The sequence below is a fragment of the Micromonospora sp. NPDC048835 genome, from assembly GCF_040649995.1.
Classification (GTDB): Bacteria; Actinomycetota; Actinomycetes; order Mycobacteriales; family Micromonosporaceae; genus Micromonospora.
In genome coordinates this window covers 39,505-57,450 of the sequence record NZ_JBEZGM010000027.1, presented here as the reverse complement: position 1 = coordinate 57,450, position 17,946 = coordinate 39,505, and the positions used below count along the sequence as shown (strand labels likewise).

Annotated in this window: 14 protein-coding genes; 5 read left to right on the top strand and 9 right to left on the bottom strand. The window is 72.8% G+C overall.

The window, feature by feature from the left end; genetic code table 11:
- The first annotated feature begins 72 nt into the window (after window positions 1–72).
- On the top strand, window positions 73–3,351 hold the full coding sequence (locus AB0C15_RS26300; protein WP_357356214.1) for a lamin tail domain-containing protein: 3,279 nt from the start codon (window positions 73–75) through the stop codon (window positions 3,349–3,351).
- A gap of 66 nt (window positions 3,352–3,417) precedes the next feature.
- Here AB0C15_RS26300 and AB0C15_RS26295 read toward each other — a convergent pair whose 3' ends face one another.
- The 6 genes from AB0C15_RS26295 to AB0C15_RS26270 form a co-directional block, all read right to left on the bottom strand.
- A complete protein-coding gene (locus AB0C15_RS26295; RefSeq protein WP_357356212.1) occupies window positions 3,418–3,906 on the bottom strand; it encodes a helix-turn-helix transcriptional regulator in 489 nt (162 codons plus the stop codon).
- A 483-nt stretch (window positions 3,907–4,389) separates the two neighbouring features.
- Window positions 4,390–5,373 carry a porphobilinogen synthase gene (gene hemB, locus AB0C15_RS26290; protein WP_357356210.1) on the bottom strand — a complete coding sequence of 328 codons (984 nt, stop codon included), beginning with the start codon at window positions 5,371–5,373 and terminating at the stop codon, window positions 4,390–4,392.
- A 20-nt stretch (window positions 5,374–5,393) separates the two neighbouring features.
- The gene (locus AB0C15_RS26285; protein ID WP_030490179.1) at window positions 5,394–6,974 is read right to left on the bottom strand and encodes a uroporphyrinogen-III synthase; all 1,581 of its coding nucleotides are present in this window, start codon (window positions 6,972–6,974) and stop codon (window positions 5,394–5,396) included.
- A complete protein-coding gene (gene hemC / locus AB0C15_RS26280; RefSeq protein ID WP_357356208.1) occupies window positions 6,971–7,966 on the bottom strand; it encodes a hydroxymethylbilane synthase in 996 nt (331 codons plus the stop codon). The genes AB0C15_RS26285 and hemC overlap by 4 nt, the downstream gene beginning before the upstream one ends.
- Window positions 7,963–9,396, bottom strand: coding sequence for a glutamyl-tRNA reductase (locus AB0C15_RS26275; RefSeq protein ID WP_357356205.1), 1,434 nt, complete (start codon window positions 9,394–9,396; stop codon window positions 7,963–7,965). Before AB0C15_RS26275 ends, hemC begins: the two co-directional genes overlap by 4 nt.
- Window positions 9,393–10,163, bottom strand: a complete 771-nt coding sequence (locus AB0C15_RS26270; RefSeq protein ID WP_357356203.1) for a redox-sensing transcriptional repressor Rex — start codon at window positions 10,161–10,163, stop codon at window positions 9,393–9,395. The genes AB0C15_RS26275 and AB0C15_RS26270 overlap by 4 nt, the downstream gene beginning before the upstream one ends.
- A 488-nt stretch (window positions 10,164–10,651) precedes the next feature.
- Here AB0C15_RS26270 and AB0C15_RS26265 point away from each other — a divergent pair, with 488 nt between their 5' ends.
- Together AB0C15_RS26265 and AB0C15_RS26260 are read left to right on the top strand one after the other, a co-directional pair.
- Window positions 10,652–11,956 carry a sensor histidine kinase gene (locus AB0C15_RS26265; protein ID WP_357356201.1) on the top strand — a complete coding sequence of 435 codons (1,305 nt, stop codon included), beginning with the start codon at window positions 10,652–10,654 and terminating at the stop codon, window positions 11,954–11,956.
- Between the two features lie 49 nt (window positions 11,957–12,005).
- Window positions 12,006–12,662: a response regulator transcription factor gene (locus tag AB0C15_RS26260; protein WP_357356199.1), complete on the top strand. Its 657-nt coding sequence runs from the start codon at window positions 12,006–12,008 to the stop codon at window positions 12,660–12,662.
- On the opposite strand, the gene AB0C15_RS26255 is transcribed toward AB0C15_RS26260, so the two are convergent.
- Genes AB0C15_RS26255 through AB0C15_RS26245 form a run of 3 tightly spaced genes read right to left on the bottom strand, consistent with a single transcriptional unit; the run spans window position 12,643 to window position 15,177 of the window.
- Complete coding sequence (locus AB0C15_RS26255) at window positions 12,643–13,305, bottom strand: HAD hydrolase-like protein (RefSeq protein ID WP_357356197.1); 663 nt, start codon at window positions 13,303–13,305, stop codon at window positions 12,643–12,645. The genes AB0C15_RS26260 and AB0C15_RS26255 overlap by 20 nt on opposite strands.
- Window positions 13,306–13,325: 20 nt before the next feature.
- A complete protein-coding gene (locus AB0C15_RS26250; protein WP_357356194.1) occupies window positions 13,326–13,580 on the bottom strand; it encodes a glutaredoxin family protein in 255 nt (84 codons plus the stop codon).
- A complete protein-coding gene (locus AB0C15_RS26245; protein WP_357356192.1) occupies window positions 13,570–15,177 on the bottom strand; it encodes an AMP-binding protein in 1,608 nt (535 codons plus the stop codon). Before AB0C15_RS26245 ends, AB0C15_RS26250 begins: the two co-directional genes overlap by 11 nt.
- Window positions 15,178–15,764: 587 nt before the next feature.
- On the opposite strand from AB0C15_RS26245, the gene AB0C15_RS26240 reads away from it, so the two are divergent.
- A complete protein-coding gene (locus AB0C15_RS26240) occupies window positions 15,765–16,718 on the top strand; it encodes an ECF subfamily RNA polymerase sigma factor, BldN family (protein ID WP_357356190.1) in 954 nt (317 codons plus the stop codon).
- A 288-nt stretch (window positions 16,719–17,006) separates the two neighbouring features.
- Window positions 17,007–17,879: a DUF5667 domain-containing protein gene (locus AB0C15_RS26235; protein WP_357356188.1), complete on the top strand. Its 873-nt coding sequence runs from the start codon at window positions 17,007–17,009 to the stop codon at window positions 17,877–17,879.
- The last annotated feature ends 67 nt before the right edge of the window (window positions 17,880–17,946 follow it).

The window sequence follows — 17,946 nt, the reverse complement described above, 5'->3', positions numbered from 1 at the left end:
CTAGGGGATGGACGGTGGACAGTCGCGCACCTTAACGTGCGTTGACCCCCATCCACCCATCGTGGAGGCCCTATGCGCCCGCGCCGTTCAATCGCCGCGCTCGCGACCGCCACCGCCGCCGTGACAGTCACGGCGCTCGGCGTCGCACCCACCGCTGCCAGCGCCGCGCCCACCGACCTGTTCATCTCCGAGTACGTCGAGGGTTCGTCGAACAACAAGGCGATCGAGCTGTTCAACGGCACGGGTGACTCCGTCGACCTGACGGCCGGTGGCTACCAGTTGCAGCTCTACTTCAACGGCTCCACGACGGCCACCACGATCGCCCTCACCGGGGGCGTGGCCGCCGGTGACGCGTTCGTGTTCGCAAGCGCCTCGGCCGGGGCCGCCGTCCTCGCCCAGGCCGACCAGACCACCGGGGCGAGCCTCTTCAACGGTGACGACGCGATCGTGCTGCGCCGGGGCACCACGGTGCTCGACTCGATCGGCCAGGTGGGTGTCGACCCGGGTGCCGAGTGGGGGGCCGGCGTCACCAGCACCGCGGACAACACCCTGCGCCGACTGCCGAACGTGACGGCCGGTGACACCGACCCGTCGGACGCGTTCGACCCGGCCGCGCAGTGGGCGGGCCTCCCAGTCGACACGTTCGACGGGTTGGGCGCGCACACCGTGGACGGCGGTGGTCCGGTCGACGTGCCGGCCACCCTGACCTGTGGTGGGCCGCTCGTCACCGCCGCCGGCACGGCCGCGAGCCGCGAGGTGACCGCCGTCGACCCCGACGACACGATCGTCGACCTGGCGGTCACCGCGATCAGCCCGAACCCCGCCGCCGGCTCGATCACCCGTACCGCGTTCACCCCTGCCGACGGGGTGGGCGGCACCGCCCGCGCCACGGTCGGCGTGAGCGCCGACCTCACCGCCGGGGCGTACACCGTCACCCTGACCGCGACCGACGCGGGCGGTGGCACCGCAAGCTGCGCGCTGGCCGTGCAGGTCACCCGCGAGCTGACCGTCGGCGAGGTGCAGGGCCCGACCACCGACGCCGAGTCCGGTCCGACCGACCGCTCGCCGCTCGCGCCTGCGAGCGGCAACGGCACGAGCAGCACGATGTACGACGTACGCGGCGTGATCACCCAGTTGACCCTGGCCCGCACCTCGGCCGGCGCGGACCAGCGGGGGTTCTTCCTGCAGAGCCGCGTCGGTGACACCGACGGTGACCCGACCAGCTCCGACGGCATCTTCGTGTTCATGGGCGCGTTCACCTCGCTGATCGGCGGTTACGTGCCGACCGTCGGCGACGAGGTCGTCCTGCGGGCCCGGGTGTCGGAGTACTACAACTTCACCCAGCTCTCCGGCGCGTCACTGGTCCGCCGGATCGGTGGCGGCCTGGCGGTGGACACGGCGGTCGCGGTGACCGACGCGGTGCCGCCGACCGTGCTGACCGACGCGGAACGCTTCTGGGAGCGGCACGAGGGTTCCCGGATGCGGGTACGCGCGGGCAGCGGCGCGGTGAGCGGCCGGGACGTCTTCTCCTCCACCGCCGACGCGGAGCTGTGGGTGGTGGACCGCGACGACCCACTGCTGGACCGCGCCGACCCCTATGCCCGGCGGGTCTTCCGCGATTCGCACCCGCTGGACAACGACCCGACCCGCCGCTTCGACGACGGCAACGGCCAGCGGACGCTGCTCGGCAGCATGGGCGTGAAGGCCACCGCCGGGGACAGCGCCGCGCTGCTCCCGCCGGCGCACACCTTCGACACGCTGCGGGCGGACGCGGTGGGCGGGGTCTACTACTCGTTCGAGAAGTACGGCGTCCAGGTCGAGCGGGCGGAGTTCGCCGCCGGGGCCGACCCGTCGAGGAACAACCCGCCCAAGCCGGCCGACCGGTCGCAGGAGGTGGCCGTGGCCACCTACAACGTGGAGAACCTGTACGACCACCGGGACGACCCGTTCGACGGCTGCGACTTCGCCGGCAACGCCGGGTGCACCGGGGTCAGTCCGCCGTTCGACTACGTGCCGGCAAGCGAGGCGGAGTACCGCGAGCAACTGGCCGCGCTCGCCGACCAGATCGTCAAGGACCTGCACGCACCGGATCTGATCCTGGTGCAGGAGGCCGAGGACCAGGACATCTGCACGGTCTCCGGAGCCGCGTTGAGCTGCGGTGACACCGACAACGCCGATGGCGCTCCGGACACCATCCAGGAGTTGGCGCTCGCGGTGGCAGCGGCCGGCGGGCCCGCGTACGCCGCTGCCTATGACCGCACCGGCGCGGACGCCCGCGGTATCACCGCGGCGTTCCTGTACCGCACCGACCGGGTGTCCCTGGCGGCCGCGACGGCGGACGACCCCCTGCTGGGCTCGGCGCCGACGGTGCAGTACCGGGCCCCGGGGCTGCCGGCCAACGCCGACGTGCAGAACCCGAAGGCGCTCAACGCCGTGTTGCCGTCGGACGTGGACACCTCCACCGGCAAGGACGGGAACAACGTCTTCACCCGTGCTCCCCAGCTGGGCAAGTTCAGCGTGGCGGCGGCACCGGGGTCGGCGGAGCGGTTCACCCTGTACGCGCTCAGCAACCACTACTCGTCCGGCCCGGACAGCCGGGTCGGGCAGCGGCGGGAGCAGGCCCGCTACGGCGCGGCGATCGTCACCGCGATCGAGGCGGCGGACCAGACCGCGCGGGTCGTCTACGGCGGGGACCTGAACGTCTTCCCCCGCCCGGACGATCCCATCGCCACCGGTGCGCAGCCCACCCCGTCGGACCAGCTCGCGCCGCTCTACGAGGCGGGCCTGCACAACCTGTGGGACAACCTCGTCGCGGACGTGCCGGCCTCGGCCTACTCGTACAGTTTCGGGGGGCACGCGCAGACCCTCGACCACCTGTTCGTCAACGACGCCCTCTACGGCGACCTGGTGCAGGTGCGGGCGGCGCACATCAACGCCGACTGGCCGGCGGAGTTCGCCGGTGACGGGTCACGGGGTTCGAGTGACCACGACCCGCAGGTGGCCCGGTTCCGGTCCCGGGCGTCGTTGACGGTGGCCGACGCGTCGGTGGCCGAGGGCGACCAGGGCACCAGGCAGCTCACCTTCAGCGCAACCGTGTCCCGGCCGCTGTCCCAGCCGGTGCTGCTCTGCGCCGCAGCAGTCGGCCTCACCGCCCAGGTGGGTTCGGACTTCGACCCGTACGCCGCCTGCAAGGTGCTGGCCGCCGGGCAGACGTCGGTGGCCTTCCCGGTGTCGGTGCGCGGTGACCGCAGGCGGGAGGCGGACGAGAAGCTGACCCTGCTCGTGGCCGGCGTACCCGGCCTGCGATTGGCCGATCCGCTCGCCACCGGAACGATCACCAACGACGACTGATTTCGGAGTGGTCGACGACGGCCCGCCGAACCCCAGTCGGGGCGGCGGGCCGTCGCCTGTCCGGCGTCAGCCGTACCGCCAGCGCTGCGGCGGCGGTGGATCACCTCGGTGCTTCGCTACCCGCACCTCCCACTGGCTACGCCGACGCATCGCGTCGCGGACCTCCCGATTGCGGTAGAACGTCTCGGGCGGGCGGGCCAGCCCGTAGATGTCCGCCCACCACTCCCCTGGCTCGGGGTCGAGGATGGTGTCCAGGTGCGACGGGTAGCGGCGCCCCGCGCCGTTGCGCGTGTCTTCCCGGTCCCGCATCGGCTTGAGCACCCGGCCGAGCTCGTCGACGACGGCCAGTCGACACCCGACGACCTCGATGATCCGGCAGAGCAGCTCGATGCTCGGAACAGCCCGACCGCCCTCGATGCGGCCGATGGTGGCGTGGTGCACCCCTGCCCGTCGGGCCAGCTCACGTTGGCTGAGGTCGCCGTGGCGACGGACCGCCCGGACGATGCCAACGACCGGCCACGGGATGTCGGAAGGCTCGCTCGGTAGGTCGTCCATGCCTCCACCGTGGCGGCTCGTCCGGTTTCTCGCAGCCCCGTTCGGCTGGCCTGTGGACAACGGAAGGACCTGTGGACAACCGGGCACCCGTCACCGTGGAGGGGGGTGGCTTCCGCCCAGGCGTCGGAGTCGTAGCCGTTGAGCTGCAGGTCCTCGATGCGTCGGAGCGGGGACGTAATCCCCGACCTGTCCCCTTTGCTCTGCACCCTGATATGCGCCACCCCGACAGGTCGCCCTGATGCGCGCCACCCCGACAGGCCGCCTTGACAAGCGCCACCCGACAGGCCGCCCTGACAGGCGGCACCATGATCGGCGCCGGTCGAGGAACGTAGCCGGCGCTTCCGCGGGTGCAGAGCAAAGGCAAAAGCGGGGACATCGAGTCCCCGGGCTCCGTCACAGTCAGTGCCCGGGGATCCGCCAGACAAGACCCGGACCGCGCGAGTCGAACCGCAGCGGTCACGGCCGCCAGCCGGCCCGCTCAGCTCAGTAGCGCTGGCGGAGCAGGTTGGCGGCCTCGACGGCCCAGTAGGTGAGGATGACCTGCGCGCCGGCCCGCTTGATCGAGGTGAGCGTCTCCAGCATCACCCGTTCCCGGTCGATCCAACCGTTCGCGGCGGCGGCCTCGACCATCGCGTACTCACCGGAGACCTGGTAGGCGGCGACCGGGACGTCCACCGCGGCCCGCACCGCCGCCACCACGTCGAGGTACGGCAGCGCCGGCTTGACCATCACCAGGTCGGCGCCCTCGGCCACGTCGAGCGCGACCTCACGCAGCGACTCGCGCAGGTTGGCCGGGTCCTGCTGGTAGGTGCGCCGGTCGCCCTCCAGCGCCGACTCCACCGCCTCCCGGAACGGGCCGTAGAAGGCCGAGGCGTACTTCGCCGCGTACGCCAGCACGGCGACGTCCTGGTGACCGGCGGCGTCGAGCGCCCGGCGTACGACGCCGACCTGGCCGTCCATCATCCCGGACGGCCCGACCATGCCGACCCCGGCGGCGGCCTGGGCCACCGCCATCTCGGCGTACGCGGCGAGGGTGGAGTCGTTGTCGACCTCACCGTCGGGGGTGAGCAGCCCGCAGTGCCCGTGCGAGGTGAACTCGTCGAGGCACAGGTCGCTCATCACCACCGTGGCGTCGCCCACCTCGGCCACCACGTCGCGGATGGCGACGTTGAGGATGCCGTTCGGGTCGATGCCGCCGGAGCCGGTCGGGTCCCGCTGTTCCGGCACGCCGAAGAGCATGATCCCGCCGACACCGGCCTGGACCGCCTCGGCCGCCGCCTTGCGCAGCGAGTCCCGGGAGTGCTGGAGCACCCCCGGGAGCGACCCGATGGCGCGGGGCTCGGTCAGCCCCTCCTTGACGAACATCGGAACGATCAGCTCGGCCGGGTCGACCCGGGTCTCGGACACCAGCCTGCGGACCGCCGGGGTGCGGCGCAGCCGGCGGGGCCGGATCTCGGGGTACGACATGGCAGAGCCTCCTCGAACGACTACCGGAAGCGCAGGGCGGTCGGACCCTGCACCTTCGAGCCACGGCGCTGCTTGGCCGGCATGGCGGCCAGCTTCTCGCGCAGCTCGACGGCGTAGGCGGCGAGCGCCTCCACCAGGTCGGGCACCGAGGCGTGCGGCGGCTGGACGTCGACCCGAAGGCCGAACTCCGTCGCGGTCTCCGCGGTCTTGGGCCCAATGACGGCAACAACGGTCCGGGCGTGCGGCTTCCCGGCGATGCCGACCAGGTTGCGCACGGTGGAGGACGAGGTGAAGAGCACCGCGTCGAACCCGCCCGACTTGATCGCGTCGCGGATCTCGGCGGGCGGCGGAGCGGCCCGCACCGTCCGGTAGGCGGTCACGTCGTCGACCTCCCAGCCGCGCTCGGTGAGCCCGGCGGCGAGCGTCTCGGTGGCGATGTCGGCGCGCGGCAGCAGCACCCGGCCCACCGGGTCGAGGATCTCGTCGTGCGGCGAGAACTCGGCCAGCAGACCCTCGGAGGACTGGTCGCCGGCGGGGATCAGCTCAGGCTGGATGCCGAACGCGCGGACCGCGTCGGCGGTGGCCTCACCGATGCAGGCGATCTTGACGCCGCCGAAGTGCCGGGCGTCCAGGCCGTGCTCGGCGAACTTCTCCCAGACCGCGCGGACCGCGTTCACCGACGTGAAGATCACCCAGGCGTACCGGCCGTCGACCAGGCCCTTGACCGCCCGCTCCATCTGCGCCGGAGTACGCGGCGGCTCGACCGCGATGGTCGGCACCTCGCACGGGATCGCCCCGTACGCGCGCAGCCGGGCGCTCATCGCGCCGGCCTGCTCCTTGGTGCGGGGTACGAGCACCTTCCAGCCGTACAGCGGGCGGTTCTCCCACCAGCTCAGCTTGTCGCGCTGCCCCACGCCGACACCGACGGTGAGCACCACCCGGCCGGTGAAACCGAGCGCGGCGGCCACGAAGCTGTCCACGGTCGACGTGGTCGTGTACTGGGTCTCGCCGGTGCCGTCGCCGGTCACCCCGACGCCGGTGGTGCCGTCGACCCCGGCGGCGAGCAGCCCGTCCCGGACGGCGGCGAGGTCACCGGCGTCCACGGCGAGCGCGAGCGAGCCCCGGCCGACGGCCGTGGCCAGCGCCTCGAAGTCCAGTGCGCTGACGTCCTCGACGTCGGCGGCCGTACGCACACCCGGCAGCGGAACACCGGCGTAGGTGGCCACACCCTCGGCCTGACCGACACCGGGCACCACCTCGAAGTGGGCGGCGGTGCGGGCCACGGCCTGCACCTCCTTGACCACCGAGTCGTGCCCGAACGGGTCGCCGGCGACCAGGTGCACCGCGTTCAGCCCGGAGCGGGCCGCGGAGATCAGCACCTTCGCCACGTCGCCCGGCGCGCCCTCGGCCGGGGTGAACTCTGCATCGTCGGAGGCCTCGGCGCGTACGACGGCGAGCAACGACTCGGGGACTCCCCGGTCGTAGATCACCTGGTCGGCGTCGACCAGGGCGTCGTGGGCCCGACGGGTCAGCAGGCCCGGGTCACCGGGGCCAGCCCCGACGAACGCGATACGGCCGACGGGCTTACGGGTGCGGGTCATTCTGTGCTCCCAAATTGCTGGGTCCCCGGGCCGGTGTGTCCTTCGTGGCCGAGGATCGAGTCGGCGCCGAGGTCGAGGAGTTCGGCGGCGAGTGCCTTACCGATCTCCGCCGCGTCGGCGGGCGTTCCGGTGCGGGACAGCCGGAGGTCACGAGTGCCGTCCGGGCTGATCACCGCCCCGCGCAGGTAGATCTCATCGCCGGTCTCGCCTTCGGCGGCAGAGTCGGCTGGCTCGCCTTCGGCGAGGATGGCATAGGCGGCGACGGGTGCGCTGCACCCGGCCTCCAGGGTTGCCAGAAACGCACGTTCCGCGGTGACCGCGGCACGTGACGGTGCGTGGTCGAGCACTGCGAGCAGCTCGACCAGGTCCTGGTCGTCGACCCGGCACTCCACGGCCAGCGCACCCTGAGCGGGCGCGGGCAGCATCAGCATCGGGTCCAACGATTCGGTGATCACGTCGAGCCGACCGAGTCGGGCCAGGCCGGCCCGGGCCAGGACGACGGCGTCCAGGTCGGCCTCGGGGCCGAGCACCCGCGCGAGACGGGTGTCGACGTTGCCGCGGATCGGGGTGACCTCCAGTTGCAGGCCGAGGGCGTGCAACTGGGCGATCCGGCGCAGCGCGCCGGTACCCACGGTGGCCCCGGGCGGCAGCTCGGCGAGCGTACGGCCGGCGCGGGCCACCAACGCGTCGCGCGGGTCCTGCCGGGCCGGCACCGCCGCGATGTGCAGCCCGCCGGCGGCAGCCGTGGGCAGGTCCTTGTACGAGTGCACCGCGAAGTCGATCGTCTTGGCGGTCAGCGCGTCGCGCAGGGCGGAGACGAACACCCCGACGCCGAGCCGGTGCACCGGCGCGTTGGAACGGTCGCCCGCGGTGACGACCTCGACCAGCTCGACGGGGCGGCCGGTGGCAGCGGTCACCGCCTCGGCGACCTGGCCGGACTGGGCCATCGCCAGGGCGCTGCCCCGGGTGCCGAGGCGCAGGGGGGTGGTCATCGCGCACCTCCGGTGGGTGGGGTCGGCTCGGCCGCGTCTGCTCCGGCCACCAGGTCGGTGCCGGCAAGCGCGTCGGTGCCCGCAAGCGCGTCGGTGCCGGCAAGTGCCAGGCCGAGGTCGGGGGCCAGCACCTCCGGGACGGTGTCGACGGGCGAGGTCTGCGGCACCTCGAGGTCGAACAGTTCGCGCAGCAGTGCCGCGTACTGGTCGCCGCCGGGCTCCGCCGCCAACTGGCGCACCTTGACGGTGGGCTGGTGCAGCAGCCGCTGCACGACCCGGTGCACCGTGCGGGCCACCTCGGCGCGCAGGTCGTCGCCGAGGTCGGGGCGACGCTGGGCCAGCCGGCGCAGCTCGGCGGTGACCACGTCGTCGGCCCGGCCGCGCAGCGCGGCGACCGTGGGTGCCACGTCGGCACCGCGCAGCCAGGTGAGGAAGCCCTCCACCTCGCCGAGCACGATGCGTTCGACGGCCGCGGCGTCGGCGGCCGCCGGACCGTCGGCGAGCAGCGCCGCCATCCGGTCGATGTCGATGACCTCGACGCCGGGAAGGTCGGCGACGCCCTCCTCGACGTCGCGCGGGACGGCCAGGTCGAGGAGGACCAGCGGACCCCGGGCCGGGTCACGGTCGGCGAGCGCCGTGCTGACCACCGCCCGGGTGAGGACCGGTTCGGTGGACGCGGTGGCGGCCACTACGATGTCCACTGTGGAGAGGGTGTCGGCCAGTTTGGTCATCGGCGCGGCACTTGCCCCGTACGACTCGGCGAGCCGGACGGCCCGGTCGGCGCCCCGGTTGCTGACGGTGAGCGGCCCGGCGCCCAGCCGGGACAGCGTGGCCACCCCGAGCGAGCCCATCGCGCCGGCGCCGACCACCAGGGCCGGGTGGCCGGCGAGGTCACCGTCGAGGTGCCCGGCGGCCAGCTCCAGCGCGGCGGTGACGACGCTCTGGCCGGCCCGGTCGATGCCGGTTTCGGCGTGAGCCCGCTTGCCGACCCGCAGCGCCTGCTGCATCAGCTCGTGCAGCAGTCGACCGGCCGAGTCGGCGCCGGTGGCCCAGTGGTACGCGTCGCGCAGCTGGCCGAGGATCTGCGCCTCGCCCACGACCATCGAGTCCAGGCCGGTGGCGACCCGGAAGACGTGGTCCACGGCGGCGGTGTCGTAGTGCACGTAGAGGTGGCTGGCGAGCGCTGTCGGAGAGCTGCCGGCCTGCTCGGCCAGCACGGCGCAGATGTCGCCGAGCCCACCGTGGAAACCGGACACGGCGGCGTAGACCTCCACCCGGTTGCAGGTGGAGACGATCACCGCCTCGGCGACGTAGGGCTGGGCGACCAGGCGGTCGAGTGTGCGGGTCAGATCGGCCGGGGGCACGGCAAGCTGTTCCAGCGTGGCGACCGGGGCGGTCCGGTAGGACGCGCCGACGACGAGCAGTTTCACGTGCCGATCGCCTCCTGGGTGTCGGTGGCCGCGAACCCGCCCGGCAGGGCGGTGAGAGCGGACCCGCCGGTGGCGGGCAACGCGGTCAGCGACGCCTTGCGGTGCTCGTGGAAGGACAGAATCTGCAGCTCGATGGCGAGGTCGACCTTGCGCACGTCGACCCCCTCCGGAACCGAGAGTACGCACGGCGCGAAGTTGAGGATGCTCGTCACGCCGACGGCGACCAGCTGGTCGGCGACCTGCTGGGCGGCGGCGGCCGGGGTGGCGATCACGCCGATCGCGAGGGATTCCTCCGCGGCGACCGCCGGCAGGTCGTCGACATGCCGGACCACCAGGCCGTTGATCTCCTCGCCGACCCGGGAGGGATCGGCGTCGAGCAGTGCGGCGATCCGGAAGCCCCGGCTGGCGAAGCCGTCGTAGCCGGCCAGAGCGTGACCGAGATTACCCACCCCGACCAGGGCGACCGCCCGGCGTTGGGTGAGCCCGAGCACATATTCGATCTGCTCGATCAGCAGCGCGACGTCGTAGCCGACGCCCCGGGTGCCGTAGGAGCCGAGGTGCGAGAGGTCCTTGCGGAGCTTGGCGGAGTTGACCCCGGCGGCGGCGGAGAGGCCCTCGCTGGAGACCGTCTCGTGCCCGGCGTCGGCGAGGTTGTGCAGCGCGCGCAGGTACTCCGGGAGCCGAGCGACGGTCGCCTCGGGCAGGTCCGGGAGCGTCGGTACGGCACCGGCGCGGCCGGGCGCGCCTGGGTGACGGTGCTGACTCATGAGACTCCGTGCGGTGCGATCCTCGGCCAACTCCGCTGGTCGGCCGTTTGTGGACTCCCGCTGGCGACCGAGATTGCCGGCTGTGCTAGCAGGGCGCGTCGGAGTCACAGCGTAGGCGCTTGTGAAGACGTGCACAAATCGCGATCTTGCCGCTGCGTGGCGCGACCTCACCAGCCCCTCCATTCCACAAGATCGATTGAACGGCCTGGTCCGCTCACCGCCCGGGCGATTATTGCTCAATCCCGACTTCTCTGACCAATCCCGCGCCGGCCCGGCCCACCGGCATCGCCCCGCCCGCGATCTTGCACTTACTGTCCCCGCCTTTCACCCCACAAACGGACAAACCTCCATCCACAACTGCAAGATCGACGCAGACGAGGGCGGGGGCGGGAGGGCGGGGGCGGGAGGGCGGGGGTAGGGGCAGCACTACGGAGGAGAGGCGGGGTTTCGGGATGGGGGCACCGGGTCCTACTGCCTAGCCTTTGAGCATGACCGCCGTTGCCGCCACCAGCGACCGACCTGCGCTGGCACCGAGCATCCCCCGCCAGCTCTTCGTCGACTCCGGGTACGTGGTGCTCGGTCTGCCTCTCGCGGTGGCCAGTTTCGTGGTCCTGATCGTCGGCCTCGCGGTCGGCATCGGCCTGGTGGTCACTGTGATCGGCCTGCCGATCCTCAGCGGCACCCTGTACGCCGCCCGCGGGCTGGCCGACGTCGAGCGGTTGCGGCTGCCCGCGGTGCTCCACCAACCCCGGATCCGGCCGCACTACCGGCTGCCCGAGGCGAGGGCGAACGCCTGGCGGCGGATCTTCGTGCCGATGCGGGACGCCCAGTCCTGGCTCGACCTGGCGCACGGCATCCTGCGGCTGATCGCGGCGGCGGGCACCTTCGTGGTGACCGTCTCCTGGTGGGCTGCGGCGACCGCCGGCTCGCTCTACTGGGCGTACGACTGGGCCCTGCCCCGGGCCGACGGCGAGGGTGACCAGGATCTTGCGCAGTTGCTCGGCCTGGGCGACTCGACCACCGCCCGGATCGGCCTGTACACGGCGCTCGGTGTGTTCTTCCTGATCACCCTGCCGATCGTGGTGCGGGGCTGCGCGCTGCTCCAGGCCAGCTTCGCCAAGGCCATGCTGACCGGGGTGGCCGAGATGCGCGACCGGATCACCGTGCTGGAGGAGCAGAAGCGGGCTGCCGTGTCCGCCGAGGCGTCCGCGCTGCGACGGTTGGAGCGGAACATCCACGACGGCCCCCAGCAGCGCCTGGTCCGGCTGGCGATGGACCTCAGCCGGGCCCGGATGCAGCTCTCCTCCGACCCGGAGGCAGCCGGCCGCACCATCGACGAGGCCGTCGCCCAGACCCGGGACACGCTTGCCGAGCTACGGGCGCTGTCCCGGGGCATCGCCCCGCCGATCCTTGTGGACCGGGGCCTGCCCAGCGCCCTGGCCGCCATCGCCGCCCGGGGGCTGATCCCGATCGAGCTCCAGGTGGACCCGCAGCTCGGCACCCCGTCCGGCCGGCTCGACCCGGCGGTGGAGAACACCGCGTACTTCGTGGTGTCCGAGGCGCTGACGAACGTGGCCAAGCACAGCCGGGCCACCGAGGCGACGGTGGCCGTCACCCGGCAGGGCGGCCAGCTCCAGGTGCGGGTGGGTGACGACGGGCAGGGCGGCGCGCACCTGGCCAAGGGGCACGGGCTCGCGGGGATAGCCGACCGGGTCCGGGCCGCCGGGGGCGAGTTGACCGTGGTCAGCCCGACCGGCGGCCCCACCGAGATCCGCGCCGAGCTTCCCCTCTGAGCGAAAGGATTCCCCGTTGGCCGGGTGCGACGTGGTAGACACCACACCCATGCGCATCGTGATCGCCGACGACGCCGTTCTGCTCCGGGAGGGGCTGGTCCGGCTACTGACCGAGAGTGGGCACCAGGTGGTGGCCGCCGTCGGGGACGGCGACGCCCTGGTGGCGGCCGTGCAGGAGCATCGACCCGACGTGTCGATCGTCGACGTGCGGATGCCGCCGTCACACACCGACGAGGGGCTCCGGGCCTCGGTGGAGGCCCGTCGGCTGGTGCCACGCACCCCGATCCTGGTGCTCTCCCAGTACGTCGAGGTGTCGTACGCCGATGATCTGCTGGCCACCACCGGCGGTGCCGGCGGCGGCGGGATCGGCTACCTGCTCAAGGACCGGGTGGCCGCGATCGACGAGTTCCTGGACGCGTTGCGCCGGGTGGCGGGCGGCGGCACGGTGCTCGACCCGGAGGTGGTCGGTCAGCTCTTCGCCCGACGCCGCCGCGACGACCCGCTGCGGGAGCTGACCCCCCGTGAGCGCGAGGTGCTCGCCCTGATGGCCGAGGGGCGTTCGAACACCGCCATCGCGCGCGCCCTGGTGGTCAGCGACGGTGCGGTGGAGAAGCACGTGCGCAACATCTTCACCAAGCTCACCCTTCCGCCGGACACCGAACAGCATCGGCGGGTGCTGGCGGTGCTCACCTATCTGCGGAACTGACCTCCCGGGCCAGCGCCACCGCGCCGGTGAGGGTGTCGGCCACCGGGTGACCGGAGGCACGCAGCCGGCCCGGGTCGGTGAACCCGCCGGTGTAGAGGACGGCACGGCCGCCCACGGTGAGCGCCGCGTCCGCGTCGTCGATGGAGTCGCCGATCAGCACCACCGAGGTGCCGTCCACGCCCAGCTCGGCCAGGTGCAGCTTGAGCGACTCGGCCTTGCGGTCACCGCCGACCGTGGCGCGCAGCCCGTCGACCCGGGTGAAGTGGCTGGTCAGGCCGTACGTGTGCACGGTCGGGACCAGCTCCTCGTGGAACCACATGGACAGCAGGCTCTGGGTGCCCGGCCAGGCGGCCATCGCGGCGCGCGCGTCGGCGGCCAGCTCACAGGTGGTCAACCCGGTCCGGTACGCGTCGTGGAAGATCTTGTCCAGGCGACCGAACTCGTCGTCGTCCACGGCCTGCCCGAGCACCTCGGCGTAGTAGTCGGCGATCGGCCTGCGGAACCGCACCCGGTGCTCGTCCGAGGTGACGGTCGGCCCGCCCAGGCTCGCGAACACGACGTTGGTGGCGGACACCACCAGGCTGAGGTCGTTGAGCAGGGTGCCGTTCCAGTCCCAGACGAGGTGCGGGGATGCAGGGGTCATCCGAGCACCATAGGCACTCCTCAGAGCTGGGGCGTGGTCAGGTCCCGCAGCAGCCGGTCCTCCTCGACCCGCCAGTAACCGTGCTCCTTGCCGTCGAGCATCACCACCGGAAGCCGGTCCCCGTACTCGCGCTCCAGCCCCTCGTCGGCGGTGACGTCCCACTCGACCCACTTGTCGCCGGTGACCGCGACCACCCGGTCCAGCGCCGCCTTGGCGTCGTCGCAGAGGTGGCAGCCGGGTCGGGTGATCAGGGCGAGTCGGGCGTCAGTGGCCATCGGTTACCTCCGTACGGTCGGTCGGCGTCGCCGACCGGAGTTGGGCCTTGCGTACCTTGCCGATCGCCGAGTGCGGCAGGGCGTCGACGAACTCGACGGTGGTCGGGCACTTGAACCGGGCCAGGTTGCGTGCGCAGTGGGCGAGCAGCTCCTCGCTGGTCACCGGTCGGCCCTGTGCCGGCACCACGTACGCCCGCACAGTCTCGCCGGTCCGCGGGTGCGGCACACCCAGTACCGCCGACTCGGCCACCCCGGGGTGCCCGGCGAGGACCAGCTCGACCTCGTGCGGATAGACGTTGAAGCCGTTGACCAGGATCAACTCGCCGAGCCGGTCGACAAGGAAGAGGTCCCCGTCCTCGTCGGCGTACGCGATGTCGCCGGTGCCCCACCAGCCGTCGGTGTCCGGGCCGCCCCGACCGTCGGGCCAGTAGCCGGTGAAGAGGTTGGGGCCGCTCGCGACGATCTGCCCCGGGTCGGTGCCCGGTGCCACGTCGGAGATGTCCAGGTCATCCGGGTCGTCGTCGGGGACGGCGAGCCCGTCGCGCCACAGGTCCACCTGGTCGGCGCCGACCAGGCGGAGCCGCACACCGGGCAGGGGCCGGCCGATCGAACCCGGCTTGGCCACCCCGCCGACCAGGGTGGAGGTGAGCACGGGCGCGGTCTCGGTGAGGCCGTACCCGATGTGCACCTGGTGCCCGGTGGCCTCCGTGAAGCGCGCCGCGACCGTGGGTTCGAGTGGTGCCGCGCCGCAGACCGCCACCCGCACCGACGCGGTCGCCGCGCGGGCCGTGGCCGCACCGGCCCACCTCAGGAACATCGACGGTACGCCGACGAGCACGCTGACCCGGTGCCGGGCGATCTCGTCCAGCCCCGCCGCCGGGTCTGGCTCGTCGAGCAGCACGCCTGTCGCGCCGTGGTGCACGACCGCGCCGAGCCCCGAGTTGAGCCCGTACGCGTGGAACAGCGGCAACGCGAGCAGAACGGTGTCCGTCGGTCCGACCACCGGCGGGTCGATCCGCGCGACCTGTTCGTGGTTGGCGAGCAGCGCCTGGTGCGAGAGCATCGCTCCCTTGGGTCGCCCCTCGGTGCCCGAGGTGTAGAGCAGGACCGCCAGGTCGACGCCGCCCCGTCGAGGGCGGGGTGGCGGTCCGGGCGCCTCGGCGGTCGGTGGCGTGGCGTACGTGCGGGTGAGCGCGGGCAGCTCGGTGGCCACGTCGGCGACCAGGCCCCGTACGCGCTCGGTGGCGATCAGCACCGACGCACCGGAGTCGGCCAGCACGTGTCGTAGCTCCGGAGCGGTGAAGCCGGGGTTGACCGGCACGGTGACCAGCCCGGCGCGGAGAGCGCCGAGCCAGGCGATCACGAAGTCCGGTGTGTTCGGCAGTGCGATGGCGACGCGGGGTGGCGTACCCCCGGGGTCGGTGGGTGGTGCGGCGGCGGACAGGCCGCGGGCGGCGGCGTCCACCGCGGCGTCCAGTTCGGACCAGCTCAGGGTGTGCTCGCGCCAGTGCAGCGCGGGCCGGTCGGCGCGGGCGCGAGCCGCCTGGCGGACCCGGTCGGCGAGGTTCGGCGCGAGGCTTTCCGAGACGTCCGGCACGGTGATCGAGTCTGGCACAGCGGACGGCGACGGGCCACGCCTCGCGGCCCGTGGGGCCGGGCCGAACCGGCCACCACGACAGTCCCATGTACGGGACTGTCCGGTGTGCCACCGGCGATCCGATCAGGTCCTGTCGGTGGGACGTGCGACGTCGGGAGGAAGCACTTCGGCCGCCTCCGGCCGACCGGCCGGAGCGCCGGGCCAGCCGAACGGTCGGTAAGCCTGCGACCTGGGGATCCATCCTGGAACACCGGGTCGACGGAAAGTCAAACGCACACGACGGACAACCGGTCCGCCGCCGGCGCGGGGGAGCGGGAAATACTTCCGCCTTGTGTAACGGACTTGCCACGCGCGGGTGACGTTGGCCCTATCATCACTCGGGTCGGGTCACCCCATTTGCCGTGAGTCGACACCCCTCAGCCCGAGGAGGCCCCCGTGCCTGTCAGCGCATTGGACCAGCACCTCCAGGGGATTTGCCGCCCGTCGGCAACCCCCTCGACCGTCCTGCCCGACCGATCACCCGGTCGGTCCGCCCCGACGAGACCCAGACCGGCCCGCCCGGTGACCGACGGGACGGGGGCAACACGGTGACCACCTTCGGTTACGCGGAACGCCCGGTCGGCCTGACCGGTCAGCCGGCCCGCTCCCACGTCAACGAGCGGCCAGCAGCCCGCGCCCCCCTCGACGAGCAGCACGGCGGCGTCGTGCGGGGCGACGGCGCGGCACAGCGGACCCGCAGCCGGACACACAACGAGCCGCCGCCGCGGCCCGCGGTGCCCGGTGGAAACGCGAAGCCGGCCGGTGGCCGGGTCGCCGTACCGCCCCGACCCGTCATGCCCGTGCAGGGTCGTCGGATAGGCGACACACCCGCGGTCACCACGGAACCGGCGGCGGGCGAGACCGCGGTGATCCCGGCGGTGCCGGCCACCACCGCCACCACTCCGACCGGTTTCCCGAGCCGCCCGGACCCGTCCGACCCGGCGACCGAGGTCTGGACGCTCATCGAGCGGGCCCAGGCCGGCGAGTCCGAGGCGTTCGGTCTGATCTACGACCGGTACGTCGACACCGTCTTCAGGTTCGTCTACTTCCGGGTCGGCAACCGGCAGCTCGCCGAGGACCTCACCTCGGACACCTTCCTGCGTGCGCTCAAGCGGATCGGCAGCTTCACCTGGCAGGGCCGCGACCTCGGCGCCTGGCTGGTGACGATCGCCCGCAACCTCGTCGCGGACCACTTCAAGTCGGGCCGGTACCGGCTCGAGGTCACCACCGGCGACGTGCTCGACGCCGACCGGGAGGACCGGGGCCCGGAGGGCAGCCCGGAGGCGGCGGTGGTGGAGCACATCACCAACGTCGCGCTCCTCACCGCCGTGAAACAACTCAACCCGGAGCAGCAGGAGTGCATCGTGCTCCGCTTCCTCCAGGGCTTCTCGGTCGCCGAGACGGCTCGCGCGATGGGCAAGAACGAGGGGGCCATCAAGGCCCTCCAGTACCGTGCCGTCCGCGCCCTGGCCCGCCTCCTGCCCGACGGCTTCCAGCCGTAGTTTGTTACGGCGGGGCCGACGGGCGTCACCGACGTCCGTGCAGCTCAGGGTCGGTCCCGCCCGGTGATGACCATCACTTTCCGTAATTTCGGCTCCGCCCGGCCCGTAACCCGTGCCCGGCCCGCCGCGTTTCTCCGGGTGCGACCGTTGGATGTCCCGGCAAGCCGGGTCACCGAGGTCCGACCGGCTCGCCGGCGGCACCTCACCTCCGTGGTGTCACACTGCCGCCGCGGTCGCTGGCAACGACGGCGGCCGACCGGCCGTTACCAGCGAGAGGAGGTGCCTGCGGTGGACAACACCCTCTTCTCCCGCCGGCGCGCGGAGCGCTTCGCGCAGCTTCTCGACGAGGCCAACGGCGCTCGGCGACACCACGTGCGATCCCGAGTGGACGGTCAACTCGCGCCACTCGTCGCGGTGGGTCAGCGGCTCAGCGTCGACCCCCCGGCTGTCGAGGTGGACCAGGACTTCCGCACCGGCCTGCGGGCGATGCTGCTCGCGACCGCCGAGCGGGAAAGGCTGGGCAGCACACCGGCGGCGGTCGACGAACCGGCCACCGCCACCACCGCCCGTGGGCGGCTGCTGCCGGCGGTCACCGCCCGGCGGGCCCGCGCCCGGGGCGCGATCCTGGTCGGCATCGCCGCCGGGGCCATCGCCGTCTCCGGGATCTCCGCCGCCAGCGAGAACGCGGTGCCCGGCGACGCGCTCTACGGCATGAAGCGCTCGACCGAACGCGCCCAACTCGCCCTGGCCAGCTCCGACATCAGCCGAGGCCAGCTCTTCCTGGACTTCGCCCGGACCAGGGTCGGCGAAGCCGCCAAGCTGCGCGGTGACCGGATCGGCTACAGCGCGGTCCTCGACGACATGGACGCCGACAGCCGGCAGGGAGTTCGCCTGCTGACCTCGGCCGCGGTGCAGCGGGCCGAGCCGGGCAGCCTGGACACTCTCAACGCCTTCGTGTCGAGCCAGCGCCGGGCCGTACGCGGGCTGCTCGACGAGAGCACCCGCGTCGACCGGGAACGCACCCAGCGGTCGCTGCTGCTGCTGGACAGCATCCGCGAACGTTCCGACGACCTACGCGCGGCGATCGCCTGCGGCCTGCCGGCACCGGCCGCCAGCGACGCGCTCGGCCCAGCGCCGAACGCCTGCCCGGGAGCTCGCTGACCTGCGCTTCCTATACCGCATGTCCGACCGGCCGCGGCACAGTTCGCTGTGTGCCCGGCCGGTCGGC

Bases quoted from the DNA above. Each gene is read 5' to 3' on its own strand.
- AB0C15_RS26300 (WP_357356214.1), top strand. From the start codon at position 73: ATGCGCCCGCGCCGTTCAATCGCCGCGCTCGCGACCGCCACCGCCGCC.
- AB0C15_RS26295 (WP_357356212.1), bottom strand. From the start codon at position 3,906: ATGGACGACCTACCGAGCGAGCCTTCCGACATCCCGTGGCCGGTCGTT.
- hemB (WP_357356210.1), bottom strand. From the start codon at position 5,373: ATGTCGTACCCCGAGATCCGGCCCCGCCGGCTGCGCCGCACCCCGGCG.
- AB0C15_RS26285 (WP_030490179.1), bottom strand. From the start codon at position 6,974: ATGACCCGCACCCGTAAGCCCGTCGGCCGTATCGCGTTCGTCGGGGCT.
- hemC (WP_357356208.1), bottom strand. From the start codon at position 7,966: ATGACCACCCCCCTGCGCCTCGGCACCCGGGGCAGCGCCCTGGCGATG.
- AB0C15_RS26270 (WP_357356203.1), bottom strand. From the start codon at position 10,163: ATGAGTCAGCACCGTCACCCAGGCGCGCCCGGCCGCGCCGGTGCCGTA.
- AB0C15_RS26265 (WP_357356201.1), top strand. From the start codon at position 10,652: ATGACCGCCGTTGCCGCCACCAGCGACCGACCTGCGCTGGCACCGAGC.
- AB0C15_RS26260 (WP_357356199.1), top strand. From the start codon at position 12,006: ATGCGCATCGTGATCGCCGACGACGCCGTTCTGCTCCGGGAGGGGCTG.
- AB0C15_RS26255 (WP_357356197.1), bottom strand. From the start codon at position 13,305: ATGACCCCTGCATCCCCGCACCTCGTCTGGGACTGGAACGGCACCCTG.
- AB0C15_RS26250 (WP_357356194.1), bottom strand. From the start codon at position 13,580: ATGGCCACTGACGCCCGACTCGCCCTGATCACCCGACCCGGCTGCCAC.